Consider the following 17,594-nt stretch of genomic DNA (forward strand, 5'->3'; position numbering starts at 1 on the left):
GGACTTTAAGAGATTTCCCACATGAACGTGGCCGCAAGGCGAGTGACAAGCTGTGCGCTTTCGCTATTGCTGGCCGTCCTGTTCCTTTCTGCAGGCCCCGCCCAGGCAGAAACCGCCACAACCGCCGCCCAGGTGCAGCAACGCGCCAAGGCCGTCACCCAAGTGGTACTCGGCATCTTCAGTTACGCCCGTTGGCCTGTCGAACCTTCACCCTTGCGCTTGTGCCTGGTCGGCCCGACCGAATACGCCGATGACCTGATCAAAGGCCATGTGCAGGAGTCCGGCCGCCCGCTGCAGGTGCGGCGCCTGCTGGCAGAAGACACTCAGGTCGCTCAAGCCTGCGATGCCATCTACATCGGCAAACTCGACCAGGGCCAGCGTGACCGGCTGTTCGAGCGCGTCAGCGGCCACCCGGTACTGAGCATCAGCGAAGCGAACGACCCGTGTACGGTTGGCAGCCTGTTCTGCCTGCGGGTCAGCGACCAGCAGGTGGCCTTTGACGTCAATCTCGACTCGGTGGCGCGTTCCGGCGTACGCATCCACCCCAGTGTGCTGCAGTTGTCGCGGCGCCGGGCGGTGCAGCCATGAAGCCGACCCGCAAGCAGGGCGTGCGCCCGACCCTGCGCTCGGTGCTGGGCCGTGGCCACCTCAGCGTTGCCTTGCTCGCCGTGGGCCTGGCCGGTATTTCACTCACGCTGCTGGGCGTGCTCGCCCTGCGCGTCTACGCCAATCACAACCTGCACCTGATCGCCCGGTCGATCAACTACACCGTGGAAGCGGCGGTGGTATTCGATGACAGTGCTGCGGCCAATGAATCGCTGGCGCTGATCGCCAGTCGCGAGGAGGTGGCCGAGGCCAAGGTCTTCAACGACGAAGGCGAGCTGCTGGCGCACTGGCAACGCGCCGATACTGGCATGCTCGCCAAGCTTGAAGTGCAGGTTGCCACCGCGTTGCTGGATGAGCCGGTGAACCTGCCGATCCTGCACCAGCAACAGCAGGTCGGGCACATCGAACTGGTCGGCCAGGGCCGTAGCCTGTTGCTGTTCCTGCTGAGCGGCTTGGCCGGCATCCTGTTCTGCACAATACTCAGTGCCTTGGCGGCGCAATACCTGTCGCGGCGACTGCTCAGCGATATCGTCCGCCCGCTGCGTGGCCTGGCCAGCGTCGCCCACGCCGCCCGCCGCGAGCGCAGTTTCGACCGGCGCGTGCCGGAAGCACCGATTGCCGAACTCAACGAACTGGGCAACGACTTCAATGCCCTGCTCGACGAACTGGAGGTATGGCACAGCCACCTGCAGAACGAAAACCAGACCCTTGCCCACCAGGCCAGCCACGACAGCCTGACCGGCCTGCCCAACCGCGCCTTCTTCGAAGGGCGCCTGAACCGCAGCGTGCGAAACGCTGCGCGGCAGCAGGACCACCTGGCGCTGCTGTTCCTCGACAGCGACCACTTCAAGCAGATCAACGACACCCTCGGCCATGCCGTGGGTGACGAAGTACTGATCAGCGTGGCCGACCGCGTGCGTGCCCAACTGCGTGAGCACGACTTGGTGGCACGCCTGGGCGGTGATGAGTTTGCGGTACTGCTTACACCTTTGCAGTCGCGCGAGGACGCCGAGCTCATTGCCGAGAAGATTGTTGCCAGCATGAAGCTGCCCGTGCAGCTGGACAGTGGCCGTAGTATCGCCACCTCACTGAGTGTCGGTATTGCCTATTACCCGGATGACGGCGCTGACCCCGCCAGTCTTCTCAATGCCGCCGATGCGGCGATGTACCAGGCCAAGCGCAAACGCCGTGGCCATTGGCAAGTGGCGCAGACGGAACGGTCCGCCAATGAAATCAAGAACAGGAGTTGAACCCGTGATACACGCTTTACGTTTCCCCCTTTGGGCGTTGTTGCTCGCCGTGCTGGCGCTGACCGGTTGCCAGAGCCCCCCCCAAAAAGGCCTGACCCCCGAACAGATCGCCGTGCTCAAGCGCGAAGGCTTTACCCCCACCGATGAAGGCTGGGCCTATGATTTGTCTGGCAAAGTGCTGTTCGGTAGCGATCTGGATGGCCTCAACGGCCAGAGCCAGGCAATTGTCGAGCGCATTGGCAAGGCGCTGCTTGGCGTTGGCATCCAGGGCGTGCGGGTGGACGGCCATGCCGATTCGTCGGGCAAAGCGGCGTACAACCAGCAGTTGTCCGAGCGCCGTGCGCAGAGCGTGACCAGGGCGCTGGTCGGGGTTGGCATGCAGGCGCAGAACATCCAGAGCCGCGGCCTGGGCAGCAGCCAGCCAGTGGCGGACAACCGCACCAGTGCCGGGCGCACCGAAAACCGTCGGGTGTCGATCGTGGTGGCGTCCTACTGATCGCTGTCCGCTGAGCTATCACATTTCTCTGTAGATACTCTGTTGGCGGTCAAGCTTTTCTAAGGTGTTCAGAGCTGAAAAGCTTGGCCGTATCAAATGGTTCATCGCCGCGCATGCATGCCCATATGCCCGTCAGGTACTTGCGCATGACAGCGGCGATCGCTTGCATTTTTTTCTTCCCCCTGCTGACCAGCGATTCATAAAAGGCCTTCGCGTAAGGATCGCAGCGCACCGCCGTCAACGCAGGCATGTACATGGCTGCCCGTAAATAGGCATTCCCGCTTTTGCCGAGCCGACCAGGTTTATCAATGCTTGTCCCCGACTGTGTCTGTCGAACATCTAGACCAGCATGACGAGCGACCTGAGAGGACTTGAGCATTTGAGGAAGGGTGGTCAGCTCAGCCAAGGCAGCAAGTGCCGAGACTTCTCCCATTCCCGGGCCCGCTAGTAACTGCTTGTACTGCCGGTTAAGCGTCGGACACTGAGCGATCAACTCACGTCCGGCCTTGCGGAAACGCTCAATGCGATTGTCCAAAGTGGCAATCGCTTCCTCTTGATCTTCGATCAGCATCGACACGGTCGTAGCGGTCGCCTGCAATGCATGCAGTTCATTCTTCGCCCTGGTGCGGTGCCCGACCAGACGATTGATGTGCCGGCCAAGAGCCCTCAGCTCAAGCTGTACGGAGCTTGGCGGTGTCCACAAGCGCGGTGTCATACGTTCACCGTACTCGGACAGCAACTGAGCATCTATCGAGTCAGTTTTACTGTTCACCAGCATCAGCTTGGCGAAATTATGGAAGCTCTTGGGGTTGATCACCGAAACAGGAAGGTCGGCAGCATGCAGCTCAAGGGCCAGGTCCAGGTAATAGATTCCGGTCGCCTCCATCACGATCGACTTGGGCTTGAGCGCCTGCAGCTTTTTCACCGCTGCCTTACGACCCGCAGGGGTCTGAGCGATATCCCACTGTCCAGCGGGACGCCCATCTTTACGCACCCCAACGATCGACGTACGAGAACCAATATCCAGGCCCACACAGACATTCATTCTTCCCACTCCCAAGCGAGTTAGGTAACAATGGCCTCCGGTTCCCCGACCTCGAACTTCATGCCGCTGCAACCTTGTAATGCGAAGTCCGACTTGTCGGCTTCTCGATACTCTTCGTAGTGGGCAATGAGGCGGGGGGCCTCTCTACAGACAAGGTCAGGGGCAAACCCTGCCTTCAGGAGCGATCGGCCTCCCCGGAAGTGCTTCTATAGCCTGACGAGAATAACCTCTCTCATCAGGCTAGGCACAACATACAAGGAGCAGCCTTGTGCTGCGAAGAGGCCAGACCAGGCACAGCAGTTGTATTGCCATGACCGGCCCCTTCGCAGCAAAAGGCTGCTCCTGCAAAGGAGCTACGCAGCAGCATCACTCCTGGGCAAAGCGCATGTCGCGGGTTTCCCCCATCAACAACGGTGCATTCGCCTCGGTCACCCCACGGATGTAATCCCACAGCAAGGTAATGCGCTTCAACTTGCGCAAGTCCTCCCGGCAGTACATCCAGAACTGCCGCGTCACCTCGATCTCCTCGGGCAGCACCGTCACCAGCCGCGGGTCTTGCGCCGCAAGGAAGCACGGCAGTATCGCCAGCCCACGCCCCTGCAACGCGGCGGTGTACTGCGCAATCACACTGGTACTGCGCAAGTGCGCGTTGGCACCGGGAATCAGGTTGGCCAGGTACAAAAGCTCCGAACTGAACGCCAGGTCATCCACGTAACTGATGAACGGGTGTTTGGCCAAGTCCGCTACCTGGCGGATCGGCGCATGGCCGTCCAGGTAATCCTGGGTCGCATACAGCCGCAAGCGGTAATCGCACAGCTTGCAGCACACATAAGGCCCATGCTCCGGCCGCTCCAGGGCAATGACGATGTCCGCCTCGCGCTTGGACAGGCTGATGAAGTGCGGCAGTGGCAGGATATCCACAGAAATCGCCGGGTAGGCATCAACGAAGTGGCTTAGCTGTGGGGTGATGAAAAAGCTGCCGAAGCCCTCGGTGCAGCCCATGCGTACATGCCCCGACAACGCCACGCCCGACCCGGACACCTGCTCGCACGCCATGTGCAGCGTGCTTTCGATCGACTCGGCATAACCGAGCAAGCGCTGGCCCTCGGCGGTGAGGACAAAGCCGTTGGTCCGCGACTTTTCGAACAGCAACGTGCCCAGCGCCCCCTCCAGCGAGCTGATCCGCCGCGACACCGTGGTGTAGTCCACGCTCAGGCGTTTGGCGGCGCTGCTGGCCTTGCGGGTGCGGGCCACTTCAAGGAAAAACTTCAGGTCGTCCCAGTTGAGCGCGCTCAGGGATGTGAGGTCTTTTTGCATGATGATCCGGTTTTTTTGTGCGTTCTTGTTGGATGTTTGCACATCTATACTCGAAACAAGCCTCAGGACGCCACCTCGCGTTTGCTTGGCGCTGGCGATCTCGTCCCGACAATAATTCCAAGGAGAACGCAGATGAACGCACCGCAGTCCCCTAACAGCACCAAGGTCGAGCAGGTGAAGCTGCTGATCAACGGCCAGTGGGTCGAATCGAAAACTACCGAGTGGCGCGACATCGTCAACCCGGCCACCCAAGAGGTGCTGGCGCGCGTGCCGTTCGCCACCGTCGAGGAAGTCGACGCTGCCGTGGCGGCTGCCCACAGCGCGTTCCAGACCTGGCGCAACACCCCGATTGGCGCGCGCATGCGCATCATGCTCAAGCTGCAGGCGCTGATCCGCGAACACACCAAACGCATTGCCCAGGTGCTCAGCGCCGAGCAGGGCAAAACCCTGGCCGATGCTGAAGGCGATATCTTCCGCGGCCTGGAAGTGGTCGAACACGCCGCGTCCATTGGTACCCTGCAGATGGGCGAGTTCGCCGAGAACGTCGCCGGCGGTGTCGATACCTACACCCTGCGCCAGCCAATCGGCGTATGCGCCGGTATCACTCCGTTCAACTTCCCGGCCATGATCCCGCTGTGGATGTTCCCCATGGCCATCGTCTGCGGCAACACCTTCGTGCTCAAACCTTCCGAGCAGGATCCGCTGTCGACCATGCTGCTGGTCGAGCTGGCGCTGGAAGCCGGCGTACCGGCAGGCGTGCTCAACGTGGTGCACGGTGGCAAGCAAGTGGTGGATGCCATCTGCACGCATCAGGACATCAAGGCAATTTCCTTCGTCGGTTCTACCGAAGTCGGCACCCATGTGTACAACCTCGGCAGCCAGCACGGCAAGCGCGTGCAGTCGATGATGGGCGCCAAGAACCACGCGGTAGTGCTGCCCGATGCCAACCGCACGCAAACCGTCAACGCCCTGGTCGGTGCTGCCTTCGGCGCGGCGGGCCAGCGCTGCATGGCCACCTCGGTGGCGGTGCTGGTGGGCAAGGCCCGTGAGTGGCTGCCCGACATCAAGGACGCGGCGAGCAAGCTCAAGGTCAATGCCGGCTGCGAACCGGGCACCGACGTTGGCCCGGTGGTTTCCAAACGCGCCAAGGAGCGTGTGCTGGGCCTGATCGAAAGCGGCATCAAGGAAGGCGCCAAGCTGGAACTCGACGGCCGCGAGGTCACGGTGCCGGGCTACGAGCAAGGCAACTTCGTTGGCCCAACCCTGTTCTCGGGCGTGAAGACCGACATGCAGGTGTATACCCAGGAAATCTTCGGCCCGGTGCTGGTCACCCTGGAGGTCGATACCCTCGACGAGGCCATTGCGCTGGTCAACGCCAACCCGTTCGGTAACGGCACCGGCCTGTTCACCCAGAGCGGCGCGGCAGCGCGCAAGTTCCAGAGCGAAATCGATATCGGCCAGGTCGGCATCAACATCCCGATCCCGGTACCGGTACCGTTCTTCAGCTTCACCGGCTCCCGTGGCTCCAAGCTCGGCGACCTCGGCCCGTACGGCAAGCAAGTGGTGCAGTTCTACACTCAGACCAAGACCGTCACCGCCCGCTGGTTTGATGACGACAGCATCAATGACGGTGTGAACACCACCATCAGCCTGCGCTAAGGAGAAGTCATGCGTATCGCATTCATCGGCCTCGGCAACATGGGCGCGCCCATGGCCCGCAACCTGATCAAGGCCGGGCACCAACTGAACCTGTTCGACCTCAACAAGGCCGTGCTGGCCGAGCTGGCAGAACTGGGTGGGCAGATCAGCCCGTCGCCCAAGGACGCGGCGGCCAACAGCGAGCTGGTGATCACAATGCTGCCAGCTGCGGCCCATGTGCGCAGCGTGTACCTGAACGAGGATGGCGTGCTGGCCGGTATTCGTGCCGGTACGCCTACCGTGGACTGCAGCACCATCGACCCCCAGACCGCCCGTGATGTGTCCAAGGCAGCAGCGGCCAAAGGCGTGGACCTGGGCGACGCGCCGGTCTCCGGTGGCACTGGCGGCGCAGCGGCGGGTACCCTGACCTTCATGGTCGGTGCCAGCGCCGAGCTGTTCGCCACGCTCAAGCCGGTACTGGAGCAGATGGGCCGCAACATCGTGCATTGCGGTGAAGTCGGCACCGGGCAGATCGCCAAGATCTGCAACAACCTGCTGCTGGGTATTTCGATGATTGGCGTGTCCGAGGCCATGGCCCTGGGCAACGCGCTGGGCATCGACACCAAGGTGCTGGCCGGCATTATCAACAGCTCGACCGGGCGTTGCTGGAGTTCGGACACCTACAACCCGTGGCCGGGCATTATCGAAACGGCACCGGCATCGCGTGGCTATACCGGCGGCTTTGGCGCCGAACTGATGCTCAAGGATTTAGGGCTGGCCACTGAAGCGGCACGCCAGGCTCACCAACCGGTGATCCTCGGCGCCGTGGCCCAGCAGCTGTATCAGGCCATGAGCCTGCGTGGCGAGGGAGGCAAGGACTTCTCGGCCATCGTCGAGGGTTATCGCAAGAAAGATTGACGCAAGAGGTGGGCTTCATCGCGGGCCAGGCGGCCTTCCCTCTGTAACTGCGCACCAGAGGGAAGGGCACCTGCCCCGCGATTTTTTTTGCCTGTTCCGGCCCTATCGCCGGCAAGCCGGGCTCCCACAGGTCCAGCGCTGGTTTGAAGGCCAGTGCTGTACCTGTGGGAGCCCGGCTTGCCGGCGATAGGGCCGGTGAAGTTTACAAATCAGGCGAAGACGAAATACTTGCGCACGGTCTCGACCACTTCCCAGGTGCCTTTCATCCCGGGCTCGATCACGAACACGTCACCGGCTTTCAGGTGCTTCGGCTCTTCGCCTTCCGGGGTGATGATGCAGTAGCCATCAAGGAAGTGGCAGAACTCCCACTTCTCGTAGTTGACCTCGAACTTGCCCGGGGTGCAGATCCAGGTGCCCATGATCTTGCTGCCGTCGGCCGACAGGTAGGCATTGAGGTTGACGGTGTGCGGATCGCCGCCGATGCGCTTCCACTTGGTGGCGTCCACGACCGGCGTCGGGCAGGTTTCGCGCAGGACGGTGATGAAATCGGACATGGGACAACTCCTGGTGACTGGCTGAATGACTGGTCACCATAGGGCCATCGGCCGAGCCGCAGTTGCCTGGGCTCGACGTCCAGCTGTCTGCTCGCGCTATGCTAGGCGGTTTACCTCGACAGTGATGTGCGCAAGCCCAACGTGCACACTGTCGGCGCTTGCGGCGGCATGAGTCGGCAACGATTCCAAGGACATCGGTGGCAGGGTGATACTTCCTTCATGTCACTCCGCATGTCCCTACAGATTCATCCAGACTGTCCGCTAGTCTCAAGACGTATGCATAGTGTGTACTGCGCTTTGTTCTGGTTAAGTCGGTGTGTATGATACACATCGACCGCCGAAGGAAGTGTGCATGCGCAGTCGTGAAGTCATCCAGCTAATCGAAGCTGACGGGTGGTATGAGGTCGAGGTAAAAGGCAGTCATCACCAATTTCGGCACCCCACAAAAAAGGGGCGAGTAACTGTTCCTCATCCCGAGACCGAGCTGCCCAAAGGCACGGTACGCAGCATTCTGAAACAGGCCGGTCTGATTCAAACCGGTAGCGTTGCCAGCACGAGCGTCAACGGAGGTAATCAATGAAGATTCCGGTTGTATTACACAAAGACACCGGCTCGGATTACGGCGTGACCGTTCCCGATGTGCCCGGTTGCTTCTCCGCCGGCGCTACAGTCGCACAGGCGCTGGAGAACGTTCAGGAGGCGCTGGCGCTTCATTTCGAAGGGTTGGTAGCAGATAACGAGCCGTTGCCGCAGGCACAGGAAGTCGATGTCCATGTGGCGAACCCCGACTATGAAGGCGGGGTGTGGGCCGTAGTGGATTTTGACGTCACTCCCTATCTGGGCAAAGCGGTTCGCTTCAATGCAACGCTGCCGGAAAACCTGCTTCAGCGGATAGACGAAAAAGTGAAGCGTGATCACCGTTATGCATCCCGCTCCGGTTTTCTGGCTTCGGCTGCGTTGCGAGAACTGGCGCTTTCACACTGATCGCGGACGCGTGCATTCGTTACGCCCACCAGTACCGCACAAAGTGGAAGAACACCGGCGCGGCAAAGCACACCGAGTCCATGCGATCGAGCATGCCGCCGTGGCCTTCGATCATGTGGCCCCAATCCTTCACCCCGCGGTCGCGCTTGATCGCCGACATCACCAGCCCGCCGAAGAAGCCCATGGCGTTGACCGCCAACGCCATCAGCGCGGCCTGCCAGAAGGTGAACGGGGTGATCCAGCACAACAGGGCGCCGATCAGGGTGGCCAGTGCCACGCCGCCGGCCAACCCTTCTACGGTCTTGGATGGTGACAGGTTGGGGGCCACCTTGTGCTTGCCAAACAGCTTGCCGCACACGTATTGCAGCACGTCGCTGATCTGCACCACCAGGATCAGCCAGGCGATCAGCAGCAGGTTCCGCCCCTCGTAGCCGGGGATGTCCAGGGTCATCAAGGCGGGCACCGACGATACGCAGTAAACCGCGATCATCAGCCCCCACTGCACCTTCGACGCACGTTCGAGAAAACGCGTGGTATCGCCGCCGAAGCTGGCCAAAATCGGCAGCAGCAGGAACAGGTACACCGGGATGAAGATGCTGAACAGGCCGTACCAGTCCATGGCGATCAGCACGTACTGTACCGGCAGTGCCACATAAAACGCTGCCACCAGCGCCGGGTAGTCGCTGCGCCGGGTCGGGGTGAGGGTCATGAATTCGCGCAGGGCATAGAACGACACGCCATAGAACAGCACGATCACCCCGTATTTACCGAAGAGGAAGGCGATGCCGATCACCAGCACCATCACCCACCAGGCGTTGATGCGGGCGTTGAGGTTGTCGATCACCGCGTGTGGCGCCGGGCCGGCGCGCCACTTCAGCAGGCGGCCGGTCACGCTGGCGAGCAGCAGCAGGGCGCCGATGCCGGCGAACAGGGAAAGGGTGTTGTCGTCCATGTCAGGCATCCTTCGGGGCCAGGGTCAGCAGGGCCTGGCTGGCCCGCTCGAGAAAGGCCTGCTTGCTTTCGTCAGCGTGCAGGTGCAGCGGTTCGCCAAAGCTCAGTGTGCACAGCAACGGCAGGGGCAGGGCGCGGCCTTTGGGCATCACCCGGTTGAGATTGGCGATCCATACCGGTACGAGCTCGACGTCGGGGTTGGCCGCGGCCAGGTGGTACAACCCGCTTCTGAACGGCATCAGTGGCTCGTCGCCCAGGTTACGCGTGCCTTCCGGGAAGAAGATCAGCGAGTCGCCTTGAGCCACGGCTTCAAGGATCGGCTGTAGCGGGCTGCCCTGGCCTTCGCTGCGTTGGCGGTCGATCAATACGCCGTTGAACACCTTGCGAATGAGAAAATCGCGGATGCCCGGCTTGGCCCAGTAGTCCGCGCCGGCCACCGGGCGGGTGCGTTTGCGCAAGGGCTGCGGCAGTGAAGCCCACAGCAGCACGAAGTCACCGTGGCTGCTGTGGTTGGCGAAGTACAGGCGCTGCACTGGCAGCGGCGTGCAACCCAGCCACAGGGCGCGGGCACCCGTGATCAGACGGGCGGCGGAGGTGATGAGGTAGGCGGTCAGGTTGGCGAGCATGGATCGGAGGTCATCCCTTCAAAGGCAGTGTCAGCAGGGTAGCCAAGGCCAGCGACAACTGCAGGCCCAGGCACACTGCCTGGCGGCGCAACAGGTTCAGTGCGGCCTGGCTGCGGTCAGGCCAGGCGCGGGCGTCCGTGGCCTGCGGTTTCAGTTTCAGCTCGAACAGGGCGCGGTCCAGGGCCTGGGTGTCCGCTGCCAGGTGGTTGCTGCTGGCGAGGTGGGTGAACAGTTCGGCATCTATGGCCACGCGGATGGCCCAGTACTTGTGCATCACGCCAAGCACCAGCAGCACGCCGCACAGCAGGCTGGCCAGCGGTTGAAGTGGGGCACCCAACAAAGGTGCAAGGCCGTAGGCCAGGGCCAGCAGGGTGAGGCCGTCGGACAAGCGTTCCAGCTGTTTGCCGCGACCCAGCAGGCTGGCCACCACACGCAGGTTCATGGCTGTGCTCCAAGCTGTTGCAAGGCCAGGCGGTGTGCCGGGTGCAGAACGATGCCGGGCCGGGCTTTGCGGATCAGTGCTTCGGCCTGCTGGGCGTCGCTGCAGCGGCCGGAGAGCAGCAGCCAGGCGGCCACGGCGCTGGCGCTGCGTGAATAGCCCAGAGCACAGCAGACCAGCAAGGGGCCTTGGGCGCGCAGGCGTTCGATGGCGTTGGCGGCCTGTTGTAACAGGGCGACGTCCGGCGCTATCAGATCCAGGGTAGGGAAGCACTGATACTCAAAGGCTGGCGCGACCGTTGCAGGAGCGGCCTTGTGTCGCGAAAGGGGCGCGAAGCGGCCCCCGTTCAGCTTCGCAGCAGACATTGCCGGGGCTGCTGCGCAGCCCTTTCGCGACACAAGGCCGCTCCCACAAATGTCCGCAGCAGGGCGGCTAACAGCGCAAGGCAGCTCGGCGCACAAATCCACAATCGCAGCGAATGGTGTGCTGTGCCCTGGGATCCTCCCTAGATACACGCCATCGCACACTTCATCGGCCTGTGGGTGGTGCCGGGTCCAGAGCCGCGAATTGACCCACGCTCCGACCAAATACGGTGCCAGCAGGCAGCTGGCCGCATTCGACAAGCGCCCATCGGCGCCTTTCTGAAACCCGCGTGCACCCAACAAACCATAGTTCAGCGCAACCAGTGCCAGCGACACGGACGGCCAGGCCAACCACAACCAGGCGCCGCCCGACACAACGGCAGGCACAGCGCACAAAACAGCGCCGACGGCATAATAAAACGCCACCCGCCAGCGCTTGGCATCCTGTGCCAGGCGCGCCTGTTGCCAGGGCAGTCGCCCCTGATGCGGCCACAGCCAGACGCAGGCAAACCCCGCCAATGCACCCGTGGGTACATCAATGAAATGATGCTGCCAGGTGGTCAGTACCGACACCCCGATCAACGCCATCCAGCCATGCATCAGCCATCGCCAGGGCTGGCGCTGCACATGCCGGGCAAACATCGTCCAGATGATCACCAGCAGCGCAATGTGCAGCGATGGCGCCTGGTTGAACGGTTTGTCGAAGCCCATCAGTACATCGAACAGCCAGCCGAACAGCCCACCCAGCTCTGGCCGTTCGAAGGTGAACCGCAGCGGCCACAGCAGGAAGCAGGTGACACTGATCACCTGTGCGCTGAGCAGTGCCAGCGCGTGCCGGTCCATTTCCTGGCGTGTGCGCGGCAGCAGAAAGGACAGCCCGTAGAGCAAGTCGATCGACCAGTACGGGATGATCGTCCAGGGCCACAGCGGCATGCTGCGCTCCCAGCCGAACACCAGGCTGCCGACATCACTACGCCCGGCGGTATGGCTGTTCGCCAGCCCATAGCTGAGGAAAAACAACGGCCCCAGCAGCAGAAGCCAGAACACGCCCCGGCGGATCAGCCCTGGCTCGCGTGATGGGTTCATTCAGCGCACCCGCTGTGCCAGGCTGACGCTGAAAATCCCCCATTCATCAATGCGCTGGGCCAGCTTGCGGAAACCGGCCGCCTCTACCAACTGGTCCATTTCGGCCTGGCTGCGGCGTCGCATCACCCAGGCCTCGCCACCCCGGTGGCTGGTAAGGGCGCGGGCGATCATCTCCAGTTGCGGGTGCCACGGCTGGCCGGTGTAGACCAGATAACCGCCATCTTCCACGGCATCGGCCAGGCCGGCCAGCGAGTTGCCCACCAGCTGGTTGCTGGGGAACAGTTCGTAGAGCCCCGAGACCACCGCCAGGGTCGGCGGCTGCTCCAGCGTGGCCAGGCTCTGGCGGTCGAAGGCATCGCCCTGGACGAAGCGGGCGATGTCGGCCAGGCCCTTCTCGGTGATCAGCGCGCTGCCTTGCTGCACGTTAAGCTCGCTGTAGTCGCGCAGCAGGATCGAGTCTGGCAACTGCTCAAGGTCTTGCAGTGCTTCGAGGATGTAGCGGCCATGGCCGGCGGCGATATCGACAATGTGCACGGGCCGCTGTTGTTCGCGCAGCCGGGCGATGGCCAGGCGCAGCAGTTCCTCGACGTGCAGCTTGCGCTGGCGAATGCCACGCCAGCCGATGGCGTCGAGGTAGTTCTGGTCGACCAGGCGGCCCAGCTTGCCCTTGCCGGTTGGTTGGTTGCGGTACACGTAGTCGAGCGTGCTGCCCGAATCGAAGCCGGTGTCGAAGCCCAGTTTCACCCCCGCAGACAACCCCTTGCCCAGGCTAAGCCCGGCGCGGGTGGCGCGCCAGTAAAGGTCACGCGGCGAGTGGCGCGGCAACGGTGCGGCCAGGCTTTCGGCTTCGGCGCAACTGGCGCCCGTCTTGTCGGCATCAAGCAGTGACGGCAGGGCGGCGGGGCTGGCGAAGCAGTGCTCTACGAACCGTTCGATGCGCTTCAGGGCATGGGCCCGGTCACGCTCACCGAGGGTGTCGTGGAAGAAGCCCGGCAGGATGTGCATTTCCTTGCGCGTGCTGCCCAGCCGTTCGAAAAAGCGCTCCTGCGGCTGGCGCTCGACCACGAAGTCGGCCCCGGATACCAGCAATTGGGTGGGTACCTGAATGGCCTGGGCATCCGCCACTACCCGGTCAGCGGCTTCGTACAGGCCCAGCAGCATGGTCACCGAAATTGGCCGGCTGATAAGCGGGTCGGCCACGTAAGACATCACCCGCTCGGGGTCGTGAGTGAGCAGGCGTGGCTTGACGTAGCTGTTGACGAAGAAGTTGCCGCGCAAGGCCTTGAGCAGCTTCAGGCCAGGGCGGGCGAATGGCACGTACAGCTTGACCTTGAACGCGGGCGAGGCCAGCACCAGGCAGCGTACCTTGGGCGCGTAGTCGTGGGCCCAGGTGGCAATCAGCACCGCGCCGACGCTTTGCGCCAGCACCACCAGGTCGTGCTCGGCGATGCCGTGATGGGCCTGGATATGTTCGATGAAGGTCTGCACGTCGCGCACGCTGGTGGCAAACCCCGGGCTGTCGCCGCGTGCGCCTGGCGACTGGCCATGGCCGCGGGCATCCCAGGCGAAGAAATCATAGCCCGGCATGTCCAGTTCATCGGCCAGGTGGGCCATGCGCCCGCCGTGTTCATGGCCGCGGTGGAACATCACCACGGCCCGGCGTGGCTGGTGCTCGTTGCGGGTGGCAGGCCAATGACGGTAGTGCAACTCGACACCGTCATGGGTGGAGAAGTGCAGCGCTTGCGCTTGGCGCATTATCAACGTCCTTTTTGCGGCGGCTTTGGGCTCAGCGGGTTTCGGCCAGCCCCTGGCGAACCCGGTTGTAGAGGGTATAGAGCGAGAGCGCGAGGATGACCAGCAGCAGGCCATTGATCCAGCTGCCGTTCAGCAGGCCAAAGGCGACCCCGGTGCCCAGCACGCCGAAGGCAAAGGCCCGGTCGCTTTTGCCCATGGGGCCGTCGTAACGGCGCGAGGCGCCAGCCAGCGGGCCCATGACGCCGGCGTATTCGCTGAAGGTGGCACACAGCACCACCAGCACCACCAGCACCGGAGAAACCCCGGCCAGCAGGGCGAAGGGCAGGTACAGGGCAGCGTCGGCGATCACGTCGCAGAGTTCGTTGAGGTAGGCGCCGAGGGTAGATTGCTGGCCGAACTCCCTGGCCAACATGCCGTCGACGGCGTTCAGTGCCATGCGCAGCAGCATCCACACCGGTATCAGGATGAACAGCCAGGTGACGTGGGGCAGGGCGGCCAGTAGCAAGCCCAGCAGGACCGACACCACGGCGGCGGCGACGGTAACCTGGTTGGCGGTGACACCGCGGTCGTAAAGGCGCTGGACTGCTGGGCGCAGCAGGGCCTGGAAGCGCGGTTTGAGCTGGTAGATCGATGCCACTGGAAAATCCTTTTTCGTGGTGCGATGGGGGATTGTGTGCGACCGGCCGAAAAAATGCACCCACTGTGCAGGAACTGACGCTTCAACGGGTGAGGGTGGTCACCAATGCTGCGGCATAGCCCGGCAACGCCGCAAAGTCCCGCGCGCACACCAGCAACTTGCGGTTGGCCCACGCCTCCTCCAGCGCCACCCAGTGCAACGGCAGCACGCCTTGCCAGCGCTTCACGGCTGCCAGCGGTACCACCCCGACCCCGGCCCCGCCTGCAACCATGCGGATTACCCCATCGAAACCCTCGGCCCGCACCCGCACACGCATACGGCGCCCCTCACGCAGGGCCTGTTCTTCCAGGTACAACGCCAACGCGCTACTGGCACCCAGCCCGACATGGCCATGCACCAGGCTGTCGATGAAACTGGGCGCGACCGCGCTGGCCAGCGGGTGGCCCAAGGGCGTCACCAGTACCAGCGGGTCGTCGCGAAACGGCCGGGTTTGCAGGTGTTCGTTGGGCGCTGCGGTCGAAACGATGCCAAGGTCCGCCATGCCCTGGGTAATCGCCTGCACGATGCGCAGGCTCGGCAGCTCCTGTACATCTACGCTGACCCCGGGATGTGCAGCCAGGTAGCTGGCCAGGAGTTCTGGCAGGTACTCCGTGAGTGCTGCTGTGTTGCACAGCAGGCGTACCTGGCCCTGCTGCCCTTGTGCGTACTGGCCCAGATCAAACTGCAAGCGCTCGACCTGCTGCGCTATCAGGCGTGCATGCTGCAGCAGTGCCTGACCCGCCGGTGTCGGCTGCACGCCACGGCGGTTGCGCTGCAGCAACGGGATACCCAGCGATGCCTCCATGGCGCGGATGCGTGCGCTGGCTGCCGGCAGCGACAGGTGGCTGCGGCTGGCGCCGGCAGTGATGTTGCCGCACTCCAGGGTGTGCTGGAACAGCTTGAGGTCGATCAGGTCGAAATGCATGTGGCTCTGTCTTTACAAGAGTCTGGCTGAGTATATGGCAGATTTTCCCGCTGGCCGGAAACCGCCATCATCAGCCCATGACTACTTTGCTAGCTTTCTACCAGGACATTGGCCCAGCCCTTTCGCTGCTGGTAGTGCTTACCTTCCTGCTGGCCGGCGCGGTCAAGGGGGTGATCGGCCTGGGCCTGCCGACCATCGCCATGGGCCTGCTGGGGCTGGCTATGCCGCCGGCGCAGGCAGCTGCACTGCTGATCGTGCCGTCGACCCTCACCAACCTTTGGCAACTGGCCAGCGGCGCGCACCTGCGGGCGTTGCTGGTGCGGCTGGGGCCGATGCTGGCGCTGATCTTCATTGGCACCTTGCTGGGCAGTGCCTGGCTGGGGATCGACAGTGGCCCATGGGCCATCCACGCGCTGGGTGCGGCTTTGCTGGTGTATGCGTTGTACGGGCTGGTCGGCCCGGGCTTGCACCTGGCGCCGGCGCACGAGCGTTGGCTTGGGCCGGTCTGCGGGCTGTTGACGGGGGTGGTCACGGCGGCAACCGGGGTTTTCGTGATACCTGCTGTGCCCTACCTGCAAAGCCTGGGCCTGAGCCGTGAACAGATGATCCAGGCCCTGGGCCTGTCGTTCACGGTCTCGACCTTGGCGCTGGCCGTTGGCCTGGCCGGGCAGGATGCCCTTGGTGGCCAGGCGTTGGGGGCTTCGCTGCTGATGTTGGCGCCCGCCTTGCTCGGCATGCTGGCCGGGCAGTGGTTGCGTCAGCGCATCAGCGCGCTGCTGTTCAAACGTTGCTTCTTCATCGGCCTGGCCGCCCTGGGCGGCCACTTGCTGATCAACGGCTAGCGCTTGATGCGCTGAGCATGTCGACCCGCTGGATATCGAAATCGCGCTCCAGGTAGTCCATGCGCTTTTCAAAAAACGCCTTCATGTGCGGCAAGGCCGAGTGCACATCCAGCGCGGCCTGGTCGGCCCACACTTCAAAGAACACGAACAGGCTCGGGTCCTGCTGGTCGCGCAGCATGTGGTACTCGATGCAGCCCGGCTCCTGGCGGCTGGGCTCGACGAAGGGGCGGAACAGGGTTTCGAACGCATCAGCCATTTCCGGGCGGGTCTTGGCTTTGAGGATAAACGCGAACTGCTCACTCATGGGGCGCTACTCGGTGATGGGTGGTGAGTCGATTCTACGGCAATAATGGTTTGCTCATTCGTGACTTCCGGTCAATTGTATTTTGCCCAGTCACCCCTGTATCCCGCCCCCGCGAGCCTCTAACCTGCCGGCATCAAATTTTGACTCGGCCCGGGAGGCCAGCATGAAAAAGATCCTTCTGCTCAATGGTGGTAAACAGTTCGCTCACTCCGAAGGCCGCCTCAACGCGACCTTGCACGAAGCAGCAATCGCTCACCTGGACCGCGCGGGCTTCGATGTGCAGCAAACCTTTATCGACGGCGGCTACGACGTGCAGGCCGAGGTAGAGAAGTTTCTCTGGGCCGATGTGATCGTCTACCAGATGCCGGGCTGGTGGATGGGCGCACCCTGGACCGTGAAAAAGTACATCGACGAAGTCTTTACCGCTGGCCATGGCAGCCTTTATGCCAACGATGGCCGTACCCGTTCGGATCATTCGCAGAAGTACGGCAGCGGTGGCCTGTTGCACGGCAAGCAGTACATGCTGTCGCTGACCTGGAATGCGCCGCAGCAGGCGTTCGATGACCCGAGTGATTTCTTCGAAGGCAAGGGTGTGGATGCCGTGTACTTCCCGTTCCACAAGGCTAACCAGTTCCTTGGCATGACCGGCCTGCCGACTTACCTGGCGGTGGATGTGATGAAGCGCCCGGATGTGCCGGCGGCATTGGCAGCCTATGAAGCCCATCTGGACAAGGTGTTTGGCACGGCAAAGTAATGTGTTGCCTGCTCTGGCCTCTTCGCGGGCTCGCCCGCTCCCACAGGTATTACACAGGTCTCAAGC

At 62.9% G+C, this 17,594-nt stretch carries 20 protein-coding genes; 9 read left to right on the top strand and 11 right to left on the bottom strand.

Annotated features, from left to right (window positions below; genetic code table 11):
* The first annotated feature begins 21 nt into the window (after positions 1–21).
* From PP4_RS03455 to PP4_RS03465, 3 genes are read left to right on the top strand one after another with little or no spacing between them, the layout of a single operon-like run.
* A complete protein-coding gene (locus tag PP4_RS03455) occupies positions 22–588 on the top strand; it encodes a YfiR family protein (protein ID WP_016497897.1) in 567 nt (188 codons plus the stop codon).
* Positions 585–1,856, top strand: a complete 1,272-nt coding sequence (locus PP4_RS03460) for a diguanylate cyclase domain-containing protein (RefSeq protein ID WP_016497898.1) — start codon at positions 585–587, stop codon at positions 1,854–1,856. Before PP4_RS03455 ends, PP4_RS03460 begins: the two co-directional genes overlap by 4 nt.
* 4 nt (positions 1,857–1,860) lie before the next feature.
* Positions 1,861–2,352 (top strand): OmpA family protein, encoded by a 492-nt coding sequence (locus tag PP4_RS03465; RefSeq protein WP_016497899.1) that lies wholly within the window; start codon positions 1,861–1,863, stop codon positions 2,350–2,352.
* 49 nt (positions 2,353–2,401) lie between these two features.
* On the opposite strand, the gene PP4_RS03470 is transcribed toward PP4_RS03465, so the two are convergent.
* Together PP4_RS03470 and PP4_RS03475 are read right to left on the bottom strand one after the other, a co-directional pair.
* Positions 2,402–3,397: an IS110 family RNA-guided transposase gene (locus PP4_RS03470; protein ID WP_016497900.1), complete on the bottom strand. Its 996-nt coding sequence runs from the start codon at positions 3,395–3,397 to the stop codon at positions 2,402–2,404.
* A 366-nt stretch (positions 3,398–3,763) separates the two neighbouring features.
* Complete coding sequence (locus tag PP4_RS03475; protein WP_041167549.1) at positions 3,764–4,714, bottom strand: LysR family transcriptional regulator; 951 nt, start codon at positions 4,712–4,714, stop codon at positions 3,764–3,766.
* A gap of 132 nt (positions 4,715–4,846) precedes the next feature.
* Between PP4_RS03475 and PP4_RS03480 the strand changes: the two genes are divergently transcribed.
* On the top strand, positions 4,847–6,373 hold the full coding sequence (locus tag PP4_RS03480; RefSeq protein ID WP_016497902.1) for a CoA-acylating methylmalonate-semialdehyde dehydrogenase: 1,527 nt from the start codon (positions 4,847–4,849) through the stop codon (positions 6,371–6,373).
* A gap of 9 nt (positions 6,374–6,382) precedes the next feature.
* Positions 6,383–7,270, top strand: a complete 888-nt coding sequence (mmsB, locus tag PP4_RS03485) for a 3-hydroxyisobutyrate dehydrogenase (protein ID WP_016497903.1) — start codon at positions 6,383–6,385, stop codon at positions 7,268–7,270.
* 209 nt (positions 7,271–7,479) lie between these two features.
* Here mmsB and PP4_RS03490 read toward each other — a convergent pair whose 3' ends face one another.
* A complete protein-coding gene (locus PP4_RS03490) occupies positions 7,480–7,824 on the bottom strand; it encodes a cupin domain-containing protein (RefSeq protein ID WP_003258412.1) in 345 nt (114 codons plus the stop codon).
* Positions 7,825–8,176: 352 nt separating this feature from the next.
* On the opposite strand from PP4_RS03490, the gene PP4_RS27735 reads away from it, so the two are divergent.
* Together PP4_RS27735 and PP4_RS03500 are read left to right on the top strand one after the other, a co-directional pair.
* Positions 8,177–8,404 (top strand): type II toxin-antitoxin system HicA family toxin, encoded by a 228-nt coding sequence (locus PP4_RS27735; RefSeq protein ID WP_016497904.1) that lies wholly within the window; start codon positions 8,177–8,179, stop codon positions 8,402–8,404.
* A complete protein-coding gene (locus PP4_RS03500) occupies positions 8,401–8,808 on the top strand; it encodes a type II toxin-antitoxin system HicB family antitoxin (protein ID WP_016497905.1) in 408 nt (135 codons plus the stop codon). The genes PP4_RS27735 and PP4_RS03500 overlap by 4 nt, the downstream gene beginning before the upstream one ends.
* Positions 8,809–8,827: 19 nt before the next feature.
* Here the strand turns inward: PP4_RS03500 and PP4_RS03505 are convergent, their stop codons facing one another.
* The 7 genes from PP4_RS03505 to PP4_RS03535 all read right to left on the bottom strand — a co-directional run bounded on the left by PP4_RS03505 (position 8,828) and on the right by PP4_RS03535 (position 15,628).
* Entirely contained in the window at positions 8,828–9,760 is a 933-nt protein-coding gene (locus PP4_RS03505) for a phosphatidate cytidylyltransferase (protein ID WP_016489124.1), read from the bottom strand.
* A 1-nt stretch (position 9,761) separates the two neighbouring features.
* Positions 9,762–10,385, bottom strand: coding sequence for a lysophospholipid acyltransferase family protein (locus PP4_RS03510; protein ID WP_016497906.1), 624 nt, complete (start codon positions 10,383–10,385; stop codon positions 9,762–9,764).
* Positions 10,386–10,395: 10 nt separating this feature from the next.
* The gene (locus PP4_RS03515) at positions 10,396–10,827 is read right to left on the bottom strand and encodes a hypothetical protein (protein ID WP_016497907.1); all 432 of its coding nucleotides are present in this window, start codon (positions 10,825–10,827) and stop codon (positions 10,396–10,398) included.
* Positions 10,824–12,272, bottom strand: coding sequence for a phosphatase PAP2/dual specificity phosphatase family protein (locus PP4_RS03520; protein WP_016497908.1), 1,449 nt, complete (start codon positions 12,270–12,272; stop codon positions 10,824–10,826). Before PP4_RS03520 ends, PP4_RS03515 begins: the two co-directional genes overlap by 4 nt.
* Complete coding sequence (locus tag PP4_RS03525) at positions 12,273–14,027, bottom strand: bifunctional alpha/beta hydrolase/class I SAM-dependent methyltransferase (protein WP_016497909.1); 1,755 nt, start codon at positions 14,025–14,027, stop codon at positions 12,273–12,275.
* A 31-nt stretch (positions 14,028–14,058) separates the two neighbouring features.
* Positions 14,059–14,664 (bottom strand): CDP-alcohol phosphatidyltransferase family protein, encoded by a 606-nt coding sequence (locus tag PP4_RS03530; RefSeq protein WP_016497910.1) that lies wholly within the window; start codon positions 14,662–14,664, stop codon positions 14,059–14,061.
* Positions 14,665–14,746: 82 nt separating this feature from the next.
* The gene (locus PP4_RS03535; RefSeq protein ID WP_016497911.1) at positions 14,747–15,628 is read right to left on the bottom strand and encodes a LysR substrate-binding domain-containing protein; all 882 of its coding nucleotides are present in this window, start codon (positions 15,626–15,628) and stop codon (positions 14,747–14,749) included.
* A gap of 77 nt (positions 15,629–15,705) precedes the next feature.
* Between PP4_RS03535 and PP4_RS03540 the strand changes: the two genes are divergently transcribed.
* Positions 15,706–16,470, top strand: a complete 765-nt coding sequence (locus PP4_RS03540; RefSeq protein ID WP_016497912.1) for a sulfite exporter TauE/SafE family protein — start codon at positions 15,706–15,708, stop codon at positions 16,468–16,470.
* Here the strand turns inward: PP4_RS03540 and PP4_RS03545 are convergent.
* The gene (locus PP4_RS03545) at positions 16,460–16,774 is read right to left on the bottom strand and encodes a putative quinol monooxygenase (protein WP_016497913.1); all 315 of its coding nucleotides are present in this window, start codon (positions 16,772–16,774) and stop codon (positions 16,460–16,462) included. The two genes, PP4_RS03540 and PP4_RS03545, sit on opposite strands and share 11 nt — an antisense overlap.
* A gap of 163 nt (positions 16,775–16,937) precedes the next feature.
* Between PP4_RS03545 and PP4_RS03550 the strand changes: the two genes are divergently transcribed.
* Positions 16,938–17,528 carry an NAD(P)H-dependent oxidoreductase gene (locus tag PP4_RS03550; protein WP_016497914.1) on the top strand — a complete coding sequence of 197 codons (591 nt, stop codon included), beginning with the start codon at positions 16,938–16,940 and terminating at the stop codon, positions 17,526–17,528.
* Positions 17,529–17,594: the final 66 nt, after the last annotated feature.

The organism is Pseudomonas putida NBRC 14164 (assembly GCF_000412675.1).
Taxonomy (GTDB): domain Bacteria; phylum Pseudomonadota; class Gammaproteobacteria; order Pseudomonadales; family Pseudomonadaceae; genus Aquipseudomonas; species Aquipseudomonas putida.